Here is a 19,899-nt window from a genome sequence, read left to right as displayed (position 1 = left end):
CTCCTTACATCCAGGCCGACCGGGCTGTGCCGGTCAGCAGGGCGGCAGGGTCGTAGGCGGATGCGGTCCAGCTCACAGATAGGGAGCTACTGGCAGCGATCTCGGGCCAGTACGGCTGGGCGGACAGGAAAGGCCGGCGGGACACCGAGCCGTTGAGGATCACGCTGTGCGCGCCGGTGTCGATGACGAGGGTGTCGCCGGACCCGAGGGACTGGGAGTAGGCGAGCTGGAAGGTCGCTCCACTAGGGTCCTGGCACACGATGACCGGCAGGGCGGCGGGCCCGGTGAGGGTGAAAATGGGGCGGGTGCCGATCGTTCCCGCGTTGGACAGGGTGATGGATCCGCCGGTCGAGGTGGTGCTGATGGTGATCGGCATAGTGATCGGCAGAGTCAGGCCGCCTGTCACCGACGGGAGGCCGGTCGACTGTGATTGCAGGACGGTTGAGTACCGCCTCGGATCCTCTGCCGTCACGGCGATCGAGTACTCGGCGATCCGATCCGTGACCGGCTTGATCAGCGGCTTTCCGGACCGGCGGACCGTCGCCTGCTTCGGCACGGTCTCGTAGACGATCAGGGTGGTGTCGGTAAGGGAGGCCGCAGCCCTCAGCTGTTCCATCGCGGCATCGAGCAAGGCCAGACTGGGCGCCTCAATTTTCCCTTCCAGCGCCATGGGGCGCTGGCTGAGGTAGACCGGGGACGCCCACGTCCCGTGGTCGGATTGGCGAGAGCTGTACTCGCTGCGCTGATCGGCTCCATCCCATCCCTCAATGGTCTGTAGGTGCCAGGCGACGCCGGCCGTGTCGACTGCACCAAGCTCCAGGGCGCCGAGGTCGGCCCGGCGCCCCCCGAGATCTGTTCCAGGCGTGTACGGCATCAGCGCCCGCCTCTCACGAGTACATGCGCATGTGTCGGTCGATCTCGACCGCGAGCTCGCCCGTCGGCCGTTCCGCACCGTTGACGTTGATCGTGGTGCTGCGATTCGTGGTGCTCGTCGAGCTCGTCGACGGGCTGCCGAATCGTGCCGCCGGCCGGGCCGTGTAGCCCGCTGTGGACAGGCGGCCCGCGTTGAGCTGGTCGAGCATGGCCACACCGTATTGACGGACGCTGGCGGCCTTGATGACGTACTCGCCATTACTGATGCGGGCGAGGATGCTGTCCGAGGTGCCCGAGCCGGGGCCGCGGACGGCGCCGCCGGTGGGGTAGCGCCTGACGTGTCCGCCACTCGCAAAGGCGATCAGGCCACCATCCTTCTGGGCGGCCTGAATGAGGTCGGGGACGCCGTTGGCGTCCCGGTCGGATGCGGTGGCCCGAAGGAAGACGCCCACGCCGACGGAGGTGCCGTGGATGTCGTTGATCCGCCTCTGGATGGCGTCGGCAGCTGCGGTGGGCGGCCCGGTGGGGAGGTAGACGGTGACATGCCCGTCAGGGAGGCGCTTCACGGAGAACCCGAGGTCTTTCAGGTTCTGCTCGGCCTGAGCCGTAAGGGCGGCAATGGTGATCTCTTTGCCGTTGGTCTTGCGGATCTCCCCCTGCACGTTCTGCAGGTCGGCGACTGCCTGGGCGGTGTTCGCCTTGATGTCCGTGGAGACCTGCACCGGTACCCGGGCGTAGGTGTTGATCAGCTCGTTGACTGCGGCCGTGGAGAACCCGGCTGCGAGCATCTGCCGCTTGAGGACGGCGATGTCCTGCTCGAAGACCGCATTGCCAGCCGCGACAGAGTTCTGCTGCTGGGTCACTGCCTGGGCGTGGGCCATTGCCGCCTGCGCCGCATCGAGGAAGGCCCCCTTGACCGCCCGCCCCTTCTCGCTGGTGACGTCCAGGCTGTAACCGTTTTCTTTCACCGCGTCGGTCAGTTCCTTCAACGAGCCACGGAAAGCGATCTCCTTCTCGGCTGCGTCGATCGCAACGCCGTTCAGAGCGCTGAGCGTGTCCTTCAGCTTCTCGGCTTCGGTCCGGGTGTCGCTGATCTGATCGGCCGTGATGGCCGTCGCGTCACCCAGCTGCTTCTGGGATCCGGCAGCCAGCTTGGACTGCGTGCTGGTGGCTGCCAGAGCGCTGTCGTACTGCGGCAGGAGGGTCATCAACTTCTCGGCCGATGTCCCGTGCTTCTCGGCCTCGGCAGCCATCCGCTGGAAGCCAGCGGCTGCTTCCTGGGTCGCCCCGCCAGACACGAGGCCGGCCAGTGCCTCATCCAGGCTCTTGATCTTCTCGCGTGCAGCCTCAAGAGACGGGCCGGCATCGGCGTTCGGGTCGAAGGTCGAGAAGAAGTCCTCGATGCGGTCGAGACCTCCTGGGTGGGCGATGCGGGCGACCGCTTCACCGACCTTGTCGAGATCCTTGCCGAAGACGCGGGCAAGCTCGCCTGAGACTTTGCCTTGCTGGCCGAAGTCAACCAATGCCTCCGCCATCTTGTTGATCTCCGGCGGGGCGGACTTGAATCGGTCAGTGAGCTTGCCGACGCCGATCGCAATGGCACCGAGAGTGGCTAGGATGACGGTGAGGCCACCCAGGCCCAGCATGGCGCCCCGGACGCGCGTTGCCGTCACCCCCAGGGCGACCAGTTCGGTACGCACTGCCATGATGCGGGGCAGCATCAAGAGCAGGCTGGAGCCGACCAGGCCCAGAACGCCGACGAACCCAGTGAGGATCGTGACGTTGGACTGGACTGCGGGCGACAGGTTGTTGTACCAGTTCACGACGCCGGCGAGGGTCTGCGCCATCTCGCGAAGGATCTTGTTGCCGGAGGATCCCGAGCCGATCAGGGCAGTCTCCAGGGCGCCCTTGAGGCGCTCTAGGTCGCCGCTCAGGTTGTCGGTCATCGTGGCAGCGACACGGGTGGCATAACCGCTGTCATTCACGGCCTTCACCCACTGATCGACGCCTTCGGACCCGGCCTCGTACAGGATCGTCGCAGCGCGAACGGCGTCCGATCCGAAGATCGTCGCCATGGCTGCGTTGCGCGCCTCGGGAGTCAACTTGGAGAACGACTCCTTCATGTTCGCGGCCAGCGCGGACAAGCCGATGAAGTTCCCCGACGCGTCGTAAGCCGAGAAGCCAACGGCGTCCATGGCCCCCGCGGCCTCGTCGGATTGCGGCACGAGACGCTGCAGCATGACCTTCAGCGAAGTGCCAGCGTCCGAACCCACGAGAGCGTTCTGAGCGAACAGCGACAGAGTGCCGACGGTCTGCTCCAGCGAGAGGCCCGTCTGCGACGACAGCAGCGCAGCCTGCCGGAATGCCAGACCCATGGCGTGGACGTTCGTCGCCGACTTACCGGCGCCCGCCGAGATGACGTCGGCAATGTGCCCGACGTCCGAGCCCTTGAGCTTGAAAGCATTCATCGCCTGAGCGGCAATGACGGCGCTCTCGCCAAGCGCCAGTTGTCCCGAAGCGGCCAGGTCCAGTGAGCCTCGCAGCGCTCCACCGATGATGTCCGCCGTGGAAATGCCGGCGCGAGCCAGCTCAGCCTCGGCGTTCGCCGCCTGCGTCGCCGAATAGACGGTGGCCTGACCCGCCTCTAGGGCGGCCGATGACAGGGCCTTCATGTCGTCCGAGGAGCCGCCAGTGACAGCGCGCACCTCTGACATGGCCTTCTCGAATCGGGCCGCCGCGGCAGCGGCCAGACCGAACACAGCGACCAACGCCAGGGAGGCGGCCTGGGTGGTCTTGAGGGTCTTCGTAGAGGAGTTCGCGACCTCGGCCATGCTCGTGCCGACCGTGGATGCCGCGAAACGGATGCCGCCACCGATGGCGGCTGCCGCCGACGACCACGCCGACGCGATACGGCCAGCGTCGGCCGCCGCCGCCGCACGGGCCGCCGCGGAGACTCGCGTCACCGCCCCACCCGCACCGGTGAACTGCCGGGCAGTCGTAGCTGCCGCCGCGGTGGCCGCAGAAGCCACCGTCGCCATGCCCGCCGCAGCCTGCGCCGACGAGCCAGCGACCAGGTTGACAGCAGCCGCGCCGTTCGCCCCCAGCCGCGTCAGCTGCGCACCCGTCACCGCAGCCGACGAGTTGACGGCCCCCATGCGCGACGAGAGCTGCCCCAGCGACGCGGACAGCTGATTGACGCCTGTCGCGCCCCGGCCGCCCAGCTGAGCCAGCTGCGCGCCCGAGAGGGCAGCAGCCCGGTTGACCGCACCCATGCTGGACGCGGCCTGAGCTGCCCCTACGCCCACCTGGTTCAGGGCGGCACGGCCGCTGACGCCGGCGCGCCGCATCTGCGACTCGGTCACCGCCGCAGCGCGGTTCATGCTCGCCGCGGCCCGGGCTCCCTGCGTCTCCGCCGCCCGCGCCATGGTCTGCAGAGCCGCCTGAGACGAGTTCGTCGCAGCCCGCATCGACGTCTCGATCTGGCGGGCCGCAACCTGTGTCGACCGCGCCGCCTGCTGCGTGGCGTTGATGTACGGAGTGGCCGTGCCGGTCAGAACCACGTTCACAGTGCGAGTGGCCATGCGCTACCCCCGCTTCGTGATCGCAATATGCAGGCCCTTGGCGTCGCCGCCGGCTTCCTGGTGGGCATGGGCTTTACGGGCACCCGCGGCGCAGGCATGGCAGCGCAGCAAGGAGACGTCGTAGCCGAACTCGTTCTCGGGGGCGCTGGCCTCAGACCAGGGCTGGCCGCAGTCAGGGCACGAGTCGCGCTCGACCTCGGCCAGGGCCAGGGCCCAGGCCCTGTCTTCGTCGAGCCACAGCGGTTCCCCTGGGACAACGGCCCGCCCGAGGAACACCGACCTGGGAACACCCCAGGCTCGCGCGGTCTCTACTTCCCTGCGGTGAGGGAGTCCAGGATTCCGGAGGCGGTCAACGAGAAAGGGATCCCCGTGGCCTCCGTATTGACGTCGAACGCACCCTGCCAGAGCACGTCACGCTGCGCGTGGTTGAGGACGTCGAAGAGCTCCTTGACCTGGTCCACGCTCATGACCGGGTCGATAGCGCAGGCGGCGATCAGGGCAGGGGCGAAGGTCTCGGGGTCGAAGGCGTTGCCCTTCTCCTTCGGCGGGTGAGCCGCGATGAGGTCCGACCACGCCCTGTCGCCCAGAGCCTCGAAGCGGAACTCCGTCTCGGAAGCGCGGACAGCCTCTCGTGCCGCCGCGACCTTCTCGGCGAGCTTCTTCCGCGGGTCCGTCTCGGCAAGGCTGCCCGGCGCCCAGGCGTCACCCAGGCCCGCGAGCTCCTTCTCCAGCCGCTCCAACTCGGCCAGCTCGTCGCCGGCCAGGCACAGGAAGACCGACTTCTGGCGACGCCTGGCCTTCTTGAGGATCTCGGAGATGTCGGGCATCAGGCCACCGTCGCGGCCGTCGCCGGCTGGCTGGTCACCATCATCGGCGAGACGAACTTCATGACCTCGTTCGCCGCCGGCGAGCTGTTCTGCGGCTCACCGCAGGTGATCGGGTACACCTCCGCCTTCTGGCCCGCCGCCCAGGCGGTGGCGTAGTCGACGCCGCGGCGGACTGCGAGGTAGCCGGACACGCCGTACTTGAGCGTGGTGAACGGCAGGTCCTCGCCACCCGTCGACCCACGCTTGAACGTCAGCTCGACAGAGAAGCCGACGCGACCGACCGTCTTGGTGTCGAAGGTACTAGCCAGGGAGGACGTGTCGACGTCCGCCGTGCTGGGGTCGAGCTTGAGTCCGTCAGGGGTGATGCGCTGGGTGAAGTCGGAGCCGGCGTTCAGCTCCGTCGTGGTCGGGGCATTGATGTTCGCGATGGACGACACCCAGACCACCCGGGTCTTGCCGTCGCTGATCAGGTCAGACATGGGGCCCTCCAGGGCATGAAAAAGGCCCCGTCACGGCGGGGCGAGCAGGACGCGAGTGAGGGTCAGATGACCAGGCTGGCGACGGTGACGCTGGTCGTGCTGGAGTACGTGACCGAGCAGCTGATGCCGTCGGCCGCAGAAGCGAACAGGTCGGCGGTGATCGGGCCGATCATCTTGTCGCCGGTCGTTGCGGGCACCGTGACGACGATGTCGGCCGCGAGCTGGCCGCGGACCCTGGCCGTCGCCGTCAGCGTCACGGTCATGCTGCTGCCGTTGGTGTTCTTGACGTGGAGGAAGGACCGCTCGCCGCACAGGACCGTGGTCGAGGCAGCGGCAGCCGAGTAGGTGGGAGTCAGGCCGCTCAGAGCGACGACCTGCTGCGCGAGGAGCGCCATGGGATTCTCCGATCAGGCAGTGGACTGCAGCCGGTACTGCACCGGCAGGTAGTAGAGAGGCGGGGAGACGTCGTCGTCGCGCTGGATCGGCGGGCCGCCCAGCTCCTCCGGCCGCCACGCGGAACGGCCAGCCACGACCAGAGGCGCATAGAGCGCCATCCGCGCCCGGTGAGCAGCCCAACGGCACTTCTCCGCCGTCGGCCCCACACAGGTGACCTGGAAGGACAGTGAAAAGTCGGTCCGCTGGTCAGCGAGAGACTCGGAGAGTGACTGTCCCGGGTCGAAGTAGATGGCTGCGTAGATGCCGGTTGATGGGATCGACGCTTTCGCTGGGGCGCCGCCGTCCCCCACGACCAGCCCGCCCGCTGTGAGAGCCGCGACGATCGCGTCCACGTGCGGCTTGATGTCTGGGGCCGCCACTACCTGGGCCCCAGACGGTCGACGATCGCTGCGACCTGCGCAACGAACCGCGGTTCTTCAGCGAGCAGCGCGCGGCCACCGTCGTTGTGTGGCCCGTTGTTGACCGACCCAAACTCGAGCAGGTTCCCGAGAGGGCCCTGAGGCTTGTCCTTGTCCGGTCCGATCTCCGCCTCGGCGCCGCCCGGGATGGCCTTGACGTCGTAGCTGATCGAGCTTGGATACAGGCGTGCGTGACGGCCAGCGCTGGCACGCGCGTTGTCCCGCCATTCGTTCTTGACATTGAGAGCGCCGCGGGTGACCACCGCCGCCATCGCGCGCTCCGCCTCGGGCACATTGCGCTCAAGGACCACGGCGAGCTGCACCAGCTCACGCACGTCCGCTGTCATGACCGGTCCTCCCCAGTGATCCGCCACACCGTGGCCGTCGAGCCGAATTCGATGCCTGTCACCCACAGGCGCAGGCCGACCATGCGGGCATCCGGAGACGCGGTCACGTCCATGACGTCACCGACTGCCGGCCGCTGACTCGGGACTGTCGAATACGGGAGAGAGACCAGATACTCCCGCAACGTCGTATTGGCCTCCCCGGCGTCGACCTCCTCGCCGCGGGACCGCGCGACCGGTTTAACGCGGGCCCGGCCGGAGTAGATGGCCGCGGCCGCCGCCGGGGTGTCGGTTCCGGTGCCCCAGTCGAAGCCGTCGGCGCCCGGCCGGTACAGGCTGACGGTCTCGCGCTGCAGCTCCAACGCTGCCGCTCTGCCGGCCGCGAGGACCGCGTCAAGACTGGTCATCGCGTGCCAACCGTTCCAATGCGCCGCCGGTATCCGGCGAGCATCTCTCGGTGGGCGGCCGACAGGACGCCGAGCCCCAGCGTCTCGGTCGCGTACACGTCGCGCTGGCGCCAGTCGTCGATCGCCCGCTCGCTCTCACGGAGCCCGCCCGGATTGGTGACCGACATGGCAGCCAGGTCGAGGCACACGGCACGGACCTCGTCCGGCACCTCGTCGTACCCGTGCGTATACGTGACCTCGACCAGCCCCGGATCCGGGTACGTCGTCGTTCCCGGCAGGTGACGCCAGCCACCCGTGCGCAGCAGACGCTCGCCGGAAAGCACCCAGTCGACGAGGATCAGGCTGTTCACCCGGACCTGCGAGACCGAGATGATCGGCCGCTGGGGCAGCACCAGTTCCTCAGGAGTCAGCACCCTCAGGGTGACGACGTCATCCTCGACGCGGGTGATGGACTGCCTGGTCCAGGACCGGATCACCGCGGACGCGGAAGCGAGCGCCAGATCCGCGGCAGCCGGGTCGAGGTCGGTTCTTTGCGTGGCGGCAGCCAGGTCGGCCGCCGTAGCGAGCGGTGGAAGTGCCACGGCGACCTCCCTTTGTCAGCGAGCGCGCGCGTCGTCGTCCAGCTGCTGTCGGATCTTGCGGGCGTGCTCCAGGTCGGTCTCAGGCGTGGGCTTACCTGCCAGCACCCCGGCCACGGTGTAGTTCTCGTTCGGCGTCTGGTCGACTTCGACGCCCAAGAAGCCGCGATCCTCGGCCCTGTCCATGACCTTCTGCACCTCGGCCGCCGTCGCGTCTGCAGGCGCCGAAGGCTTCTCGTTTCGGGTAGCCATGACGGCTCCTTCCTCAGTTCCGGGAGACGGTGATGCGGATCATGCCGCCGGGGTCGGCGATGCCGGTACCGACGTGGATGCTGCGCCACTGCAGGGTGTCGCCGGCAGCGAGGACCAGGTTTGCGGCCGTGCCCGACAGGGTGATCGCCTTGTCGTCGTTCGCCGAGGCGTTCACTCCGCTGGTCAGCGCCAGCGATGCGACCGTCGTCGTCCCAGAGCCGGCCTGTCCCTTGTTGACCAGGGACACGGTGCGGGAGTTGGTGTCAGCGCCGGTGATCGCGGATTCCGGGATGTAGACGACGCTGGTCACGGTGCAGTCGAAGGGCGCCTGCCCGACGACACTGTCGTCGTCGTTGCCGGCCGTCGAGACGGCGGGGACGTCCGCTTCGAGGACCCGCACGTAGGGAGCGGTGTCTGCCATGGTTCTGCCTCTCTCTTTGTGGGGGTCGGATCAGTACTTGAGGAGGCCGGCCGGGTACCGGTTCGCCTCGACGGACTGCTCGTTGTTGATCGTGTTCGCGACCTGCCAGCCGACGCGGAAGGTCAGGCGGACAGCAGTCATGTCCTGCTGAGCGAGGTTGAAGATGATCGCTCCGGTGTTGTCCTGGATGACGGCCTCGGTGAGGACCTTCATGGTGATGTCCTGGCGGACCCCGACGACGAACTGGGACCAGTCGCCGGCGAACAGGCGGGTGTTGGCGCCCGCCCCGCCGCCCGAGGGGAACAGGCCACGCATGGCGTAGGCGACCGGAAAGCCGTCGATCATGTCGAGGCTGCCGGAGACCCGCGTCTCGTCGAGCTTGCGACCCTGCGTGTCGCGAGCCTTGCGCAGCTTGGACTTGGCGGAGGTCGCGGCCACGAAGCCGTTCACCTCGAACCCGTCACCCTCGACCTTCTCGTACAGGTTGTCGAGGTCGCCGTAGAAGCCGCCCTGTGCGGCGGTCGCCGCCTCGGTGACGCTGTTGCCCGCGGCAGTCGCTGCGGTCGTGATGTCCGACGGCCAGCTCGACGGGGCGTTCGTGCCGAAGAAGACGGCCGCGTCCAGGGTCCGGCCGAACGCTTCGGTGAGCAGAGGCATCGCCTCGTCCCAGATGTTGGCGTCCACGTCAGCCAGGACGTTGTCCGGGACCGGCATGATCGTGGCGATCTCTTCGATGTTCAGGAACTTGTTCTGCCAGTTCAGCTCAGTGGTCTGCTTGAGACCGGTGTCGCCGCCGACGAAGTAGGCGACTGGCAGGGCGCTCAGAACCGGGAAGCGCACCTGAGCGCGACCAACGGGCACCTTGCGGAACATGTTGAGGACGGCAGACTGCTCGGTCGCCTTCCCGAGGAGCTCCTTGGAGACCTCCTCGGGGATGAGCGCGGCAGAGTCCGTCCGGGACGTCAGGTTGTTGTAGGCCATGGTCCAGCCCTTCTTGAGTCAAGCCGGTCGGGCCAGGCCGAGCCGGGGATGGGATCAGCCCAGTCCCGCCTTTTGGCGGATCAGGGAGCTCATGTCAGTCGGTGCTGCCGCGGTGGTCCGGGCACCGCCGTCGAACGACGGCGGCGCCGCCTCCTTGGCGAGGTGTGGCTTGCGCTTGAGCAGGTCCGCGAGGGCCTTCTCGACGGCCTTGGTGTCGACATCGCCGTCGTCGTCCACGAAGTCCGTCGGGTCGAGGAACGCCGCAGCGTCCGAGGGGTCCGCGAAGGTGGCCGCAGCGAGGGCCCGCACTTCGGCACGGACGGTGCGCTGAGCCATTGCGGCGGCGCGCTTCTCGGCAGCTTCGGCTCGCTCCGAGGCCCTCTGGACCTCGGTCTTGTCGCGGTCCTCGATGGCTTGCAGGCGCCTGGCCTGGTCGCGGCTCGCCTTCTCGGCTTCCTTCGCTCGCCGCTTCCACTCGTCGAGGGCCTTCTCTCCAGCCGGCCCGAGCGGCGCGCCGCCTTCCACTTCGGTCGGCTCGGCCGGATCGACCTGAGAGCCGCCCTCGGGCGCGGAGTGTTCCACTGAGATTTCGGACATGGTGATGTCTCCCGTTGCGGGATCGATGACCAGCGGCCTTGCGCCGAGGTCAGGTCATGTAGCCGAACCGGTGCAGCATGGCGATGGCTTCGCTGCGACTGCCGGCCAAGCGGTAGATCTCCTCCGGCCGAAGCCGAGGGGCCATGAGGCGGAACCCTTGCCCCGACCGGGGCACGAGGCCGCGCTGGATGGCACGCTGGCGTTCCTGGCGGAACCAGGCCCCACGGCGGGTGGCCGAGTCTCGAGTGGCACGTACCGTGCGGCCGTAAGCAGAGGCGGTGTACATGCCGCGGCGGGCGTTGACGACACTGGAGATGCTGGCCCCGTCGCGGATGGCCTGGGCGCCGGCATTCGTAAAGATGCGGTTCTGCTCCGCGCGCGACAGGGACGAGAAGTATTTGTCCGCGTCCACGATGCCGCGGGGGCCGCCTCGCCCCGTCGTGGGGAACATTTCCGCCCGGTCCAAATGCCCACGGCGGAGGCTGCTGCGAGCAATCAGCTTGGCGGGCATATGGATGCAGTCACACCGCGGGTGCCGCTGAAAGCCGGTGTTCCAGCCGTACTCTTTGCCCGACAAGATCGCACATCGGGCGCAGCACGGTGCTGACGCTATGCGGATGTAGCCGTTGATCGTCCGATTTCCTGCTATCGACACTCCGGACGCGGTACGGCCGGCGTCCGCCACCTCGGTGGCCACGGCTTTCAGGAGCTTCTCCAAGCCGCCGATCATCGCCTCAACGTCGGAGACATCAGCCTCCTCCAGCAGCCAGCGCGACTCAAGCACCGACTCATAGAAGAGGGATTTCAGGGGCCGGCCGTCCGCTGCAATGCCAGCGAAACGGGCTGGTGCCACCCTTCCGGACGGATCGGATTCCAGGCCGTCGGCCGCGAGTACTGCAGCGACGTAGGAATCGGCATGGGAGGCCGCCTCCTGTTGGCCCGCCGTAACCGCCGACATGAGCCCAGGCGCCACAAGTAGCTGCCACGTGCCTTCCAGGTCGGCCGGGTGAAGCCGCCGCCATACCGCCTGGGCCTGCTCGGCTGTCCTGCGGACGACTTGCTGCTGACGCACATACTGGGCCGCAGCAACTTGCTGAGCCTCAGTGGAGCCCGTCATGCCTCGACCGGGGGCGGCTTGGGCCCGTACTCCGCGGCGAGATCACCAGATAGCGCCCTCTGTAGCGACTCCTCGCCGAGGCGCCGCCACCGCTCGATCTCCTGCGGCGTCGCACCCCAGCGCTCCCACAGCACCTCTCGCGGAACCCCAAGCGTGGACATTTTGACCAGGGCATCGACCAGCTCACCCTCGGTCCGCCACTCAGGCGACTTCCATACGATGCGGGCCTGCGACGACGCGATCCCCGCCAGCCGCATCGTTCGCTCCAGGCCCTCCTCGAGGTGACGTCGGCGCTGATACACCTTATGGATCAGGCCAGCCTCGGCGGCCTTCAAGGCCTCCGCCGACAAGTTGACCATGGAGCCCAGCAGGTAGTGCGGCGGGGTTGAGGTAATCGCCGCGATGTCGCGGACGTCAGCCTCGGCCGCCTTCAAGTAGCCATCGGGAGCAGCGGCCGGGAAGCTGCCGAAGGTGGCCTTGTCCTCCTCGGCCATGAGGATCTTGTCCTGGCCGATGTTGAACGGGGCGATGTCCTGGCCGTTCTCGTCAACCGGGATCTCCATGCCAGTGACCCACCGCTGCGGAAACGCGGCGTACTCCTGGGTCATCATCCGGTCGGCGATCGTCTTGTTGATCCGGTCCTGGATGCCGATGACCGACTGTAGCTCGGAGGCACCCGACTGCAGCATCCGCGGCCGGTTCGCCAGCTCCCCGAAGGGGATGTCCCCGAGGAGATTCCGCCCGCCCCATTCCTCCCCGGTGACCTCTCGACGCGTCCACTCAGGGCCCTGGCTCATGCCGTACTTGGGCTCCGGGGCTTGCCATTTGTAGATCCGATCGGGCAGGTACACGGTGCAGCACAGGTAGGCAGTCCAGTCGTCCAACCACAGCTTCAACGCCGCTGCCGGCTGCCCCGGGCTGTCAGGCCGGTAGGCAATGATCACCTGGGTGGGGTGCTCTGGGGTGATCAGGAAGCCCCCGCCAGGCCGCGGGGACACCATGAGATAGGAGGTACCGCGGATCGCCGCCTCGACGAAGGCCAGCTGTGACCCGCCGTCAAGGTTGTTCTCCTGCCATAGCGCCCAAGCACGGGCGTCGGCCTCACCGTCACCATCCGACTGGAACCCCGCCACCTCCAAGCGGCCTGCCAGGGCATTCACCACAAGCTCGCAGTAGTTCGCCCGCGACATGCGCAGCAGCCGCTTAAAGGGCTCCCGAGCCTTCTCGTGCAGGTGCGGCAGGCGATGCTCGCACTCGTAGTACTCGTCGTAGATGTCCGTCGCCCTGGTCCGCTCGGTGAGCTGCCTGTACAGCCGGTCACGCCACCACTCGGGAGAACCGACGGCATAAGGGGGCTGAGGCATGTGGCCCCCTCTCGATCAGAAGCCGCGAGCTCGGCGGCGTTTCGGCTTGGCGGAACCAGCGGCAATAGCGTCGCCAGCCGCCTCGTGGGCGAGGACGCTCGTCACGGCGGCGTCGATCTTCTGGTGGACGGCGGCCTTCCGGAGCACGTAGCGAGCCGACGGCCGAGCCGCCTTGCGCGCGTTTCGCACATGGATCGAGGTCAGTTCGCATCCGTCGTGGCGGAAGCTTCCCGCCGCTTTCGTGACGTCCGTGACGAGCCGCTCGCAGGCCGCATGCATCTGCACCACACGGTTCGTGTACCAGCGGACTATGCGCTTCTCCCCATACTTCGCGGCCCACCCGTCCACCTCCGTCTCCCAGTAGGGAGGGTCGGCGTACATGCGGACCACGTCGTACTTGGTCATCAGCTCATCCATCGCGGCATCGACCTCAAGCCGCGGCGTCTGGCCTCCCCAGTCGGCCGGATCCCAGATAGTCGGACGCGCGTCCGGGCCGTAGCTTGGCGTCCACTGGTAGCCATCCAGGGTCTCGGCGCGGATAGCGGTCCAGTCATCGACGTCACTTCCGTCGAAGCCGAGGACGATCTGAGTGCGTGCGGGTGGTTCCTCTTGTGGGGCAGCCAGGGCGTCCCAACGGTCCTGGGTCAGCCAGGACCCCATACCGGCGACGATCCGGTTGCCGTAGAAGCGTTCCGCCTCCGCGGGCTCCTTTTCCAGCAGCTCGGCCGCCTCACCCTCGATGGCGTCGAGGTCGATGTGGCGGCTGCCGGCGTAGACGAAGGCGTGGATCTTCCGGCGTTCCGCCTTGTTCGTGTAAGACAGGCCACCAGGCGGCAGGCGGTGGTAGCGGTAGATGTCCTCCCGCTTGGACTCCGCCGTCTTCTGGGCCACCGAGTTCTCGCTCGGATCCCAGCCGTTCGTGGTCTCCAGCGACCGACCCTGCATGCCACCCAGGCCACGGCGTGTGGTTGTCGCCACGCTCGCCATCCGGTTGCCAACCGTCCAGATGCCCGTCTCATCCTGCGCTACGAAGGTGACCGGGTTACCCAGACGGGACTGCGCCGATGACGTTACGACGTCGATGCGGCCGTCGTTCGGCAGGCGAATGAACTGCTCGCCGACCTTCATCTGCTCGGCCAGGAAGCCGTCCCGCACCATGGCCTGGAGAGGACGGTAGATGTTGTCGGTCTGGTCCTCGGAGGTCGCCGTGATTTGGATCAGCGGCTGGTTCCAGGGGCGCCCCATGGGCTCGCCCGGCTCGTACTCATACACCCAGCCGCAACCGCAGCCGTGGTGACGACAGTCGTACCGCTCGCCGCCCTGAGCCCAGCCGGCGAATAGGACCGGACCGATGGCCTCGGCAGCCACGAGCCCGGCCGTCCACGGCCCCTTGCCCGACTTCTGAGGGGCCACGACCTGGGCGCGACGGTAATGAAACGCCGTCGACAGCTGGCCAACCTGGGCCGTCGGCCGAACTCGGTAGAAGTTAGCCGTCGCGCGAAGTTGCCAGTCGTACATCTCGAACGGCTTGGGACTATTGTCCACGCCGCCGACCGAGCGGATGCGGCAGTGCTGGGCGATCCAGTCCGGGACGATAAACAGCGTCGGGAAGTCGAGCGACCAGGTCCCGTCGTCAGCCGCTACCACCCGGCACCGCCCTCAATCTTGCTCGAGCCGAGTTCGTGGAAGGCGCTGCCGACGGTGCAGGCCCGTCGTTGGCGTCGTCAGGGCGGTCGATGCGCCACCGGTTCGCGCGCATCCCTGGCGTTGTGAGGCCAAGTGAGTCGGACATCTGGCGGACCAACGTCGACAGGTTCACGAAGGACTTGGGTTCCTCCGCCTCGGCCAGACGGCGGGCATATAGCGCCACCTCGACCTCCTGGCCGAACCGTTCCCACATCAGCGCCTGCGGCTTCCGCCACAGCGATTCCCAGAGATCCGCTTCGCGTTCGCTAGGTTCGGTCAATGGCCACTCGGGCGCCACACCCTCACGGCCCTCTGCTGGCAGGATGGTCCATTCGCCGGCGTCCCTCTCGCGCCGCAGCGCAGTTGGATCTGGCGCCGGCCCTGAGCGTGATCGTGCTCCACCTTTCGGCATAGATATCTCCTCCGGTCGCGCCGTTGCGGCGCCTGCGCGGCCGGGCGTTGCGCTCAGCCGGTCAAGAGAGGCCCGTCGTTCAGCAGTCGGTCGCCCTTGGAGCTGTTGCAGCCGAGGTGGGCAAGGAAGACATTCGACGGGTCGTGGGCGCCACCTTTAGAGAGGGGCACTCGGTGATCAAGACTCGGACTGAGGGAGTCCGGCCACGTCACTGCGGGATCAACAGGGTGTGAGCAGAGACTGCATCGCCAGCCGTCTCGTTCTGCAATCGAGGCCATCAGGACAGGCTCGCCGGTAGAAGCCGCCTTCTTCTGAGCCCGCCGACGGTGGTAGCGGTCGCGCCGGGCGTCGGTCCACGATTCGGGCTTCTGCCGGCCGTCGGCTCGCGACTCGCGGTTGTACAGCAGCTTGCCGTGCTTCTCGCTGCAGCAACGGGTCGAGGAGCGTTGTGGACGGAACACCACGCCACACCCCGGAAGTGCGCATTCCCGCTCCGACAGAGCGGTCGGCAGGCGCTGCCCGCGAGCCACTTCGCCGCAGCGCTTAGAGCAGTACCGGGTCGAGCTCTGCCGTCCTTCCAGGGATGCACCGCAGACCCGACACGGGACTTGGGCCGGCCGGACCTGACCGGGGTTGTTGAATACCCAAACGCGGCACCGGTCGCTGCACCATTTCCGCTTGTTGCGTTCACGTCGCCCGACGGGGAGTGGCTGCTGGCATCCGAAGCAGATCCGCAGAGTGTCCTGCTCCTCAAGGCTCATGCCAGTGAGGCTACTTGGCACCTCCGACAAGCAGGCCGTCGACACTTTCCGTCACCACTTAAGTGGATCTTGAAAGCTCTGATCCCGACAAACCTGGAGCGCACCTCCCCGGCGGTCCTGGTGATCGATGATCTTGGGGTGATCCCCCAGGGTGATCAAGACTCAAAGTGACGATCAACAAGTTGATCAAGTCGATTTGATCTTCTCGGTGATCATCGCGGTGATCATCCGCTGGACCTTGGGTGATCATCCAACCTGCGACCTTGATCGCCGACCGTTGATCACCTAGCCGGTGATCACGTCGCCTCGCCAGGCTGAGGGCCGGCCGGTCAGGCCCGCTCGCGCTCGGCCAGAACGTTGGCCACGGCTAGCCACGAGCAGGCCAGCTGATCGAGCCGCTCCATCAACGGCAGGTTGGTCAGCTCCAGCTCAGCCTGGGCCAGCAGCCTGGCCGCGTGCTCGACCGCCTGGCCGGCCGTCGTGACTACCGGTTCGCTCATCCGTTCCACCCTCCGGGCTGGTGCCTCGCCGTCTCGCTGCTGTGACACGGCCCGCACAGACCGCGCCCATGCCGCGGATCGTTGGGGTCGAGGCCTTGTTCGACGAGCTCACGCCGGCTGAGCGGATGGTGATCGGCGTGGACGGCCGGTGCCTGCTGGCACAGGACGCAGACCCGGTCTCGCGCTAGCACGCCGGGCCTGAACTGCTGCTCGTGCTGCCGCCCGTAGCCGCGCTGCCGTGCGCTACCTCGCTTGGCCTCGGCCTGCGCCCGATGGTCTGGGCAGCGGCCCCCTTGGTCGGTGTACTCGGGGCAGCCTGGGGTCGAGCAGACCCGCCATCCTGTCCGTCTGGTCACCGTGCTCACCTCCTTAGGTCTAGCCTGTGGCGCCTGAGCTAAGGGGTGGGCATGTCCAGTCAGAGATCAGATGGGGCGGTCGGCGTGTTCGTCGTCGGCTTGGTCATCTTCATGTTCGGCGTGGTCGCCGAGTTCATGATCGGACCGCTCGTGCTCGGCGGCCTGCTGATGGTGGGCGCCGTGGCAGCCACGGCCCGCCAGCGGCGGACGGGGCCGGCGCCCGAGGTGACGCTGCGCCCTGGCAGTGGCGACCGCCCTTGGCGTCGCACCAAGGACTAGGCGGCCAGCTCTCTGATCGCTGCAGCGACCCGGCCAGCCAGGTACGTGTGGCCGGCGTCGGTGGGGTGGGTCGCGTCGGTGCCGATGTACACGTCCGCGTTGCCTGAGCCGGTGGTCGCTCCGACGCGCCCGGTCCCTGTGATCCAGGCTCCGTGCGTGGCGATGAGGGTGCCGGTGCTGTCGTAGATCCCGCCGGTGAGGGGCGAGATGAACGGCAGCTGGGCGGCGGCTGCGGCGGCCTTGAGCGTGTTGTCGGTGTTGGTGATGGACGCGGCTGGTGAGCCGCTGGGTGACCAGCAGCCGATGACGTAGACCCTCGTGCTGGGCAGGCCGGCCTTGATCGCGCTGTACAGGCTAGCCGCGGCGGAGCTGATGCTGGGCTGGCTGCCGCCGTTGTCGTTGTAGCCCGCCGAGATGATCAGCACGTCGGGATTGTTCGGGATGACGTCGATCGGCGCGCGGGTACCGAGGGTGGCGGTGGAGCCGGCCGTGATGTAGCCGGTACCGCCGAGGGCTTCGTTCCAGGCGTCGCTGTAGCCCAGCGCCCGGGCTGCCCGCGGGAACCACGTGCCTGCGCCGCCGCCTACGTTCAGGCTGGAGCCGCCGGGGATGCTGTCACCCAGCACCATGATCCGACTGGCAGGCGTCTGGGGCTTCCACATGGTCGCGCCGGGCGGCAGGTAGATCCCGCCGAACGGGGCGACTGCGAAGTCGATCCTGATCACCCTCGGTTGTGCGGCGCCGAGGGTGACGGTCATCAGGTGGGTGCTGCCGGGCGTGGTGCCGCCGAGGGACTGCATGAGGTCGGTCATGCGGCGGCCGTCGACCCAGAGTCGGTAGCAGCCGCCCGTCTGCCAGTTGAACCGGAGCTGGAAGGCGGTGGCGTCTGTGCCGAACTCGAGGCTCCAGATGCTCTGGCTGCTGCTCAGGGTGCCGCGGGTGTTCGGGTAGCGGGTGGTCGGCAGGACGTAGGTTGAGTCTGGGGTGCCGGTGCCGACTTGGAAGCTGCCGGCGCCGAGGTAGCTGAACGGGCCGGTGACGTCGCTGCCTGACAGTGTCACGCCTGCCGGCGTGTATTTGATGTAGCCGGCCGCCGGCGTACTTCCTGGGGCGACGCTGATCCCGGTGGGCGCGGGTGCGGGGCCGAGGTTGGTGAGGGTGAGTCGGAACGGGTAGCCGGAGTAAGCGTAGATCTTGCCTGCGCCGGTGCCCTGGTTGGCTATGGCGACGGTCGCCTGCCCGCCGGAAAGGTGCCCGGAGGCGACGGTGAACAGGATGCTCGAGGATGCCTTGCCGAAGCTCGTGCTTGGGTAGAACTCCGGGTTGCCTTCGGTGAGCGGGCTGGTGGTCTGCGTGCCCGCGTAGAGGTTGATGGCGCCGGCCGAGTCCAGGAGCACGGCGTCGATGTACCGGGTGCCGGAGTACAGCATGCCGACGTCGGCCCTGATGCGGTCGCCGGGCTCTGCCGGGATCGAGCATTTGAGCTGGGTGCCGACGCTGGTGGCGGCGATGGTCCATGAGGCTGCGCTGGCCAGGTCCTGCACGGCGCCGTCGGTGATCCGGACCTCTGCGGTGCGGAAGCCGGGGACGTCGCTGGGGAAGGGCGAGGCGGCGTTCCCGATGGGGGTGAATCGGAGGTCGTCTCCGGCTGCGACCGTGCCTGTGGCGGAGCCGACGGAGAGTGTCGCTGCTCCGCCGAGGCCGAGGTTCGTGCGGGCGGTGGGCTTGTCTGAAAGGGTCGCCAGGTTGTCCGTCTTCGCCAGGTACTTGCTGGCAGCGTCTGCCCGGTCTCCGTGGGGGTCTGTCGCGCCAGCGTGCGTCGACACCTTCGTGGTGGCGTCAGACGCGGCCGCGGACTGGGCAGCGTCGGCCTTCGCCTGGGCGCCGGCCGTGGTCTCCAGCAGTGCGGTGTTGGCGATCCCGTGGACCGCGGTGGTGTCTGCCTCGTGGGCCGCGACCTTGGCCGTGGCGTCCGAGGCTGCCGTCGAGATGGCGGCTGCTTGGGCGGCATCCGCCTTGGCCTGCGCCCCGCTCTGGGTTTCCAGGGCCGCCGTGTTGCTGATGCCGTGCACGGATGTCGTGTCGGCCTCGTGCGCGGCGAGGGCGCTCGTAGCCGCGGCCCGGTCGCCGTGCGGGTCCGTGGCGGCTACGTGAGCCGTGACAGCCGCCGCAGCCGCGCCTGCGGGGTCTGCGCCTACGTCGGTGGCGTCCAGGACAACCACGCCGACTTCGCCGTTGACGGACGTTACTGCGCCGCCGCCTCCACCGCCGCTGGAGCCTCCGCCGGGAGCTGGGACGGGGGTGAGGTCGGCGAGGTCGACTGTGCCGGTGCCGGTGATGTTGGCCCAGTACTGGATGCGCTTGCCGCCGGTGGGCTGGATGTCGACGCGCCACCGCCAGCCGGTCGGCAGGATGCCTGCTGCGTCGCAGGGGAGGATCTGAACGAAGAAGCTGCCGTTGGTGATCGTCACTGCGCCGCCGCCGGCGTATACGGCGTTGCGGGTCGAGTCGACGAGGTATGCGGACGGCGTGAGGACGAGGCGGCCCTGGAATGGGGTGCCGGCTACAGCGGAGGGGAGCGTGCCGACCAGGGTGACCGTGGGGGTGCCTGCGGGGAACGACACGGCGGCACCTCCTCGTAGGTCAGGCGGCTCGGGCTCCGGCGGGCAGTGGCGGCGGGTCGCCGAGGTGGGTTTCGCCGGTCCACGGGTCGACGGTTTTGCGGTCGAGTTCGCGGAGGTCGTAGCGGGCTGCTTTCCCGGTGCCGCCGTGGCGGGTGATGCGGCCTTCGGATGCCCAGCGCCAGATGGTTCCGACGGGGCGGCCGGTGTAGTAGGCGGCGTCGGCTGCGGTGGCCAGCCAGGGTCGAGTCATGGGCACTCCCTGGAATGACGAAAGGCCGTCCTGTGGGGGACGGCCTGAGCGCGCACGAGTGCTACTTCAGCAGATCATGACTTCGGTAGGTTACTCGTGTCAAGTGCAGGGCCGCGGTGGGAGACTGCGGCCATGAGGGTGTCGTTCATGGTGCGATGCGCGACGGAGGCCGAGTGCCGACGCGAGCTGGACTGGTTGTGTCGGGAGCGGGGCGCGGTGGTGACGATGCTGCCGACGGACCGGCATGGGGATGGCTGGCTGGCGCGCGCGGTGCCCATGACGAAGGCCCCCGCGGTCGGCGAGGGCCTGTCGGTGGAGCGGTAGGTCAGACGGCTGGTTGTCCGCTGCCCGGGCAG

General features: G+C 68.0%; 24 protein-coding genes. 3 read left to right on the top strand and 21 right to left on the bottom strand.

The genetic code is table 11. The features are described 5' to 3' along the window. Positions 1-4: 4 nt before the first annotated feature. The 18 genes from ACIPK4_RS12300 to ACIPK4_RS12215 form a co-directional block, all read right to left on the bottom strand. Positions 5-874, bottom strand: a complete 870-nt coding sequence (locus ACIPK4_RS12300) for a hypothetical protein (RefSeq protein ID WP_402311575.1) — start codon at positions 872-874, stop codon at positions 5-7. A 13-nt stretch (positions 875-887) separates the two neighbouring features. Then, a complete protein-coding gene (locus tag ACIPK4_RS12295) occupies positions 888-4,439 on the bottom strand; it encodes a phage tail tape measure protein (protein ID WP_402311574.1) in 3,552 nt (1,183 codons plus the stop codon). 18 nt (positions 4,440-4,457) lie between these two features. Then, positions 4,458-4,730 (bottom strand): hypothetical protein, encoded by a 273-nt coding sequence (locus tag ACIPK4_RS12290; protein ID WP_402311571.1) that lies wholly within the window; start codon positions 4,728-4,730, stop codon positions 4,458-4,460. A gap of 32 nt (positions 4,731-4,762) precedes the next feature. Then, on the bottom strand, positions 4,763-5,281 hold the full coding sequence (locus ACIPK4_RS12285; RefSeq protein ID WP_402311569.1) for a hypothetical protein: 519 nt from the start codon (positions 5,279-5,281) through the stop codon (positions 4,763-4,765). Next, positions 5,281-5,760 (bottom strand): hypothetical protein, encoded by a 480-nt coding sequence (locus ACIPK4_RS12280; protein ID WP_402311566.1) that lies wholly within the window; start codon positions 5,758-5,760, stop codon positions 5,281-5,283. Before ACIPK4_RS12280 ends, ACIPK4_RS12285 begins: the two co-directional genes overlap by 1 nt. 62 nt (positions 5,761-5,822) lie before the next feature. Continuing rightward, on the bottom strand, positions 5,823-6,155 hold the full coding sequence (locus ACIPK4_RS12275; protein WP_402311563.1) for a hypothetical protein: 333 nt from the start codon (positions 6,153-6,155) through the stop codon (positions 5,823-5,825). 12 nt (positions 6,156-6,167) lie between these two features. After that, entirely contained in the window at positions 6,168-6,548 is a 381-nt protein-coding gene (locus ACIPK4_RS12270; protein ID WP_402311560.1) for a hypothetical protein, read from the bottom strand. Between the two features lie 26 nt (positions 6,549-6,574). Beyond that, positions 6,575-6,961: a hypothetical protein gene (locus ACIPK4_RS12265; protein ID WP_402311557.1), complete on the bottom strand. Its 387-nt coding sequence runs from the start codon at positions 6,959-6,961 to the stop codon at positions 6,575-6,577. Continuing rightward, complete coding sequence (locus ACIPK4_RS12260; RefSeq protein WP_402311555.1) at positions 6,958-7,365, bottom strand: DUF6093 family protein; 408 nt, start codon at positions 7,363-7,365, stop codon at positions 6,958-6,960. The genes ACIPK4_RS12265 and ACIPK4_RS12260 overlap by 4 nt, the downstream gene beginning before the upstream one ends. Further along, positions 7,362-7,946: a hypothetical protein gene (locus ACIPK4_RS12255; protein WP_402311552.1), complete on the bottom strand. Its 585-nt coding sequence runs from the start codon at positions 7,944-7,946 to the stop codon at positions 7,362-7,364. The genes ACIPK4_RS12260 and ACIPK4_RS12255 overlap by 4 nt, the downstream gene beginning before the upstream one ends. A 15-nt stretch (positions 7,947-7,961) precedes the next feature. After that, positions 7,962-8,195, bottom strand: coding sequence for a hypothetical protein (locus tag ACIPK4_RS12250; RefSeq protein WP_402311550.1), 234 nt, complete (start codon positions 8,193-8,195; stop codon positions 7,962-7,964). A gap of 13 nt (positions 8,196-8,208) precedes the next feature. Next, complete coding sequence (locus tag ACIPK4_RS12245) at positions 8,209-8,616, bottom strand: hypothetical protein (protein ID WP_402311548.1); 408 nt, start codon at positions 8,614-8,616, stop codon at positions 8,209-8,211. Positions 8,617-8,646: 30 nt separating this feature from the next. Beyond that, complete coding sequence (locus ACIPK4_RS12240; protein WP_402311546.1) at positions 8,647-9,597, bottom strand: phage major capsid protein; 951 nt, start codon at positions 9,595-9,597, stop codon at positions 8,647-8,649. A gap of 54 nt (positions 9,598-9,651) precedes the next feature. Then, a complete protein-coding gene (locus ACIPK4_RS12235) occupies positions 9,652-10,194 on the bottom strand; it encodes a hypothetical protein (RefSeq protein ID WP_402311544.1) in 543 nt (180 codons plus the stop codon). Positions 10,195-10,243: 49 nt separating this feature from the next. Continuing rightward, the gene (locus ACIPK4_RS12230) at positions 10,244-11,311 is read right to left on the bottom strand and encodes a hypothetical protein (protein WP_402311543.1); all 1,068 of its coding nucleotides are present in this window, start codon (positions 11,309-11,311) and stop codon (positions 10,244-10,246) included. Then, the gene (locus ACIPK4_RS12225; protein WP_402311541.1) at positions 11,308-12,675 is read right to left on the bottom strand and encodes a phage portal protein; all 1,368 of its coding nucleotides are present in this window, start codon (positions 12,673-12,675) and stop codon (positions 11,308-11,310) included. The genes ACIPK4_RS12230 and ACIPK4_RS12225 overlap by 4 nt, the downstream gene beginning before the upstream one ends. Before the next feature lie 15 nt (positions 12,676-12,690). Further along, positions 12,691-14,322 (bottom strand): hypothetical protein, encoded by a 1,632-nt coding sequence (locus tag ACIPK4_RS12220; protein WP_402311539.1) that lies wholly within the window; start codon positions 14,320-14,322, stop codon positions 12,691-12,693. A 504-nt stretch (positions 14,323-14,826) separates the two neighbouring features. Then, a complete protein-coding gene (locus tag ACIPK4_RS12215) occupies positions 14,827-15,051 on the bottom strand; it encodes an HNH endonuclease (protein WP_402311810.1) in 225 nt (74 codons plus the stop codon). A 634-nt stretch (positions 15,052-15,685) separates the two neighbouring features. On the opposite strand from ACIPK4_RS12215, the gene ACIPK4_RS12210 reads away from it, so the two are divergent. After that, the gene (locus ACIPK4_RS12210; protein WP_402311537.1) at positions 15,686-15,823 is read left to right on the top strand and encodes a hypothetical protein; all 138 of its coding nucleotides are present in this window, start codon (positions 15,686-15,688) and stop codon (positions 15,821-15,823) included. A 40-nt stretch (positions 15,824-15,863) separates the two neighbouring features. On the opposite strand, the gene ACIPK4_RS12205 is transcribed toward ACIPK4_RS12210, so the two are convergent. Continuing rightward, positions 15,864-16,034, bottom strand: a complete 171-nt coding sequence (locus ACIPK4_RS12205) for a hypothetical protein (RefSeq protein WP_402311536.1) — start codon at positions 16,032-16,034, stop codon at positions 15,864-15,866. A 407-nt stretch (positions 16,035-16,441) separates the two neighbouring features. Between ACIPK4_RS12205 and ACIPK4_RS12200 the strand changes: the two genes are divergently transcribed. After that, positions 16,442-16,669, top strand: coding sequence for a hypothetical protein (locus tag ACIPK4_RS12200; protein ID WP_402311534.1), 228 nt, complete (start codon positions 16,442-16,444; stop codon positions 16,667-16,669). On the opposite strand, the gene ACIPK4_RS12195 is transcribed toward ACIPK4_RS12200, so the two are convergent. Beyond that, entirely contained in the window at positions 16,666-19,293 is a 2,628-nt protein-coding gene (locus tag ACIPK4_RS12195; RefSeq protein WP_402311532.1) for an SGNH/GDSL hydrolase family protein, read from the bottom strand. The two genes, ACIPK4_RS12200 and ACIPK4_RS12195, sit on opposite strands and share 4 nt — an antisense overlap. A 19-nt stretch (positions 19,294-19,312) precedes the next feature. Next, positions 19,313-19,543 carry a DNA-binding protein gene (locus ACIPK4_RS12190; protein WP_402311529.1) on the bottom strand — a complete coding sequence of 77 codons (231 nt, stop codon included), beginning with the start codon at positions 19,541-19,543 and terminating at the stop codon, positions 19,313-19,315. A gap of 147 nt (positions 19,544-19,690) precedes the next feature. Between ACIPK4_RS12190 and ACIPK4_RS12185 the strand changes: the two genes are divergently transcribed. After that, on the top strand, positions 19,691-19,867 hold the full coding sequence (locus ACIPK4_RS12185; protein WP_402311527.1) for a hypothetical protein: 177 nt from the start codon (positions 19,691-19,693) through the stop codon (positions 19,865-19,867). Positions 19,868-19,899: the final 32 nt, after the last annotated feature.

This window comes from Streptomyces sp. NPDC086989, assembly GCF_044745505.1.
Classification (GTDB): Bacteria; Actinomycetota; Actinomycetes; order Streptomycetales; family Streptomycetaceae; genus Streptomyces.
This window is presented reverse-complemented; position numbering and strand designations above follow the sequence as displayed.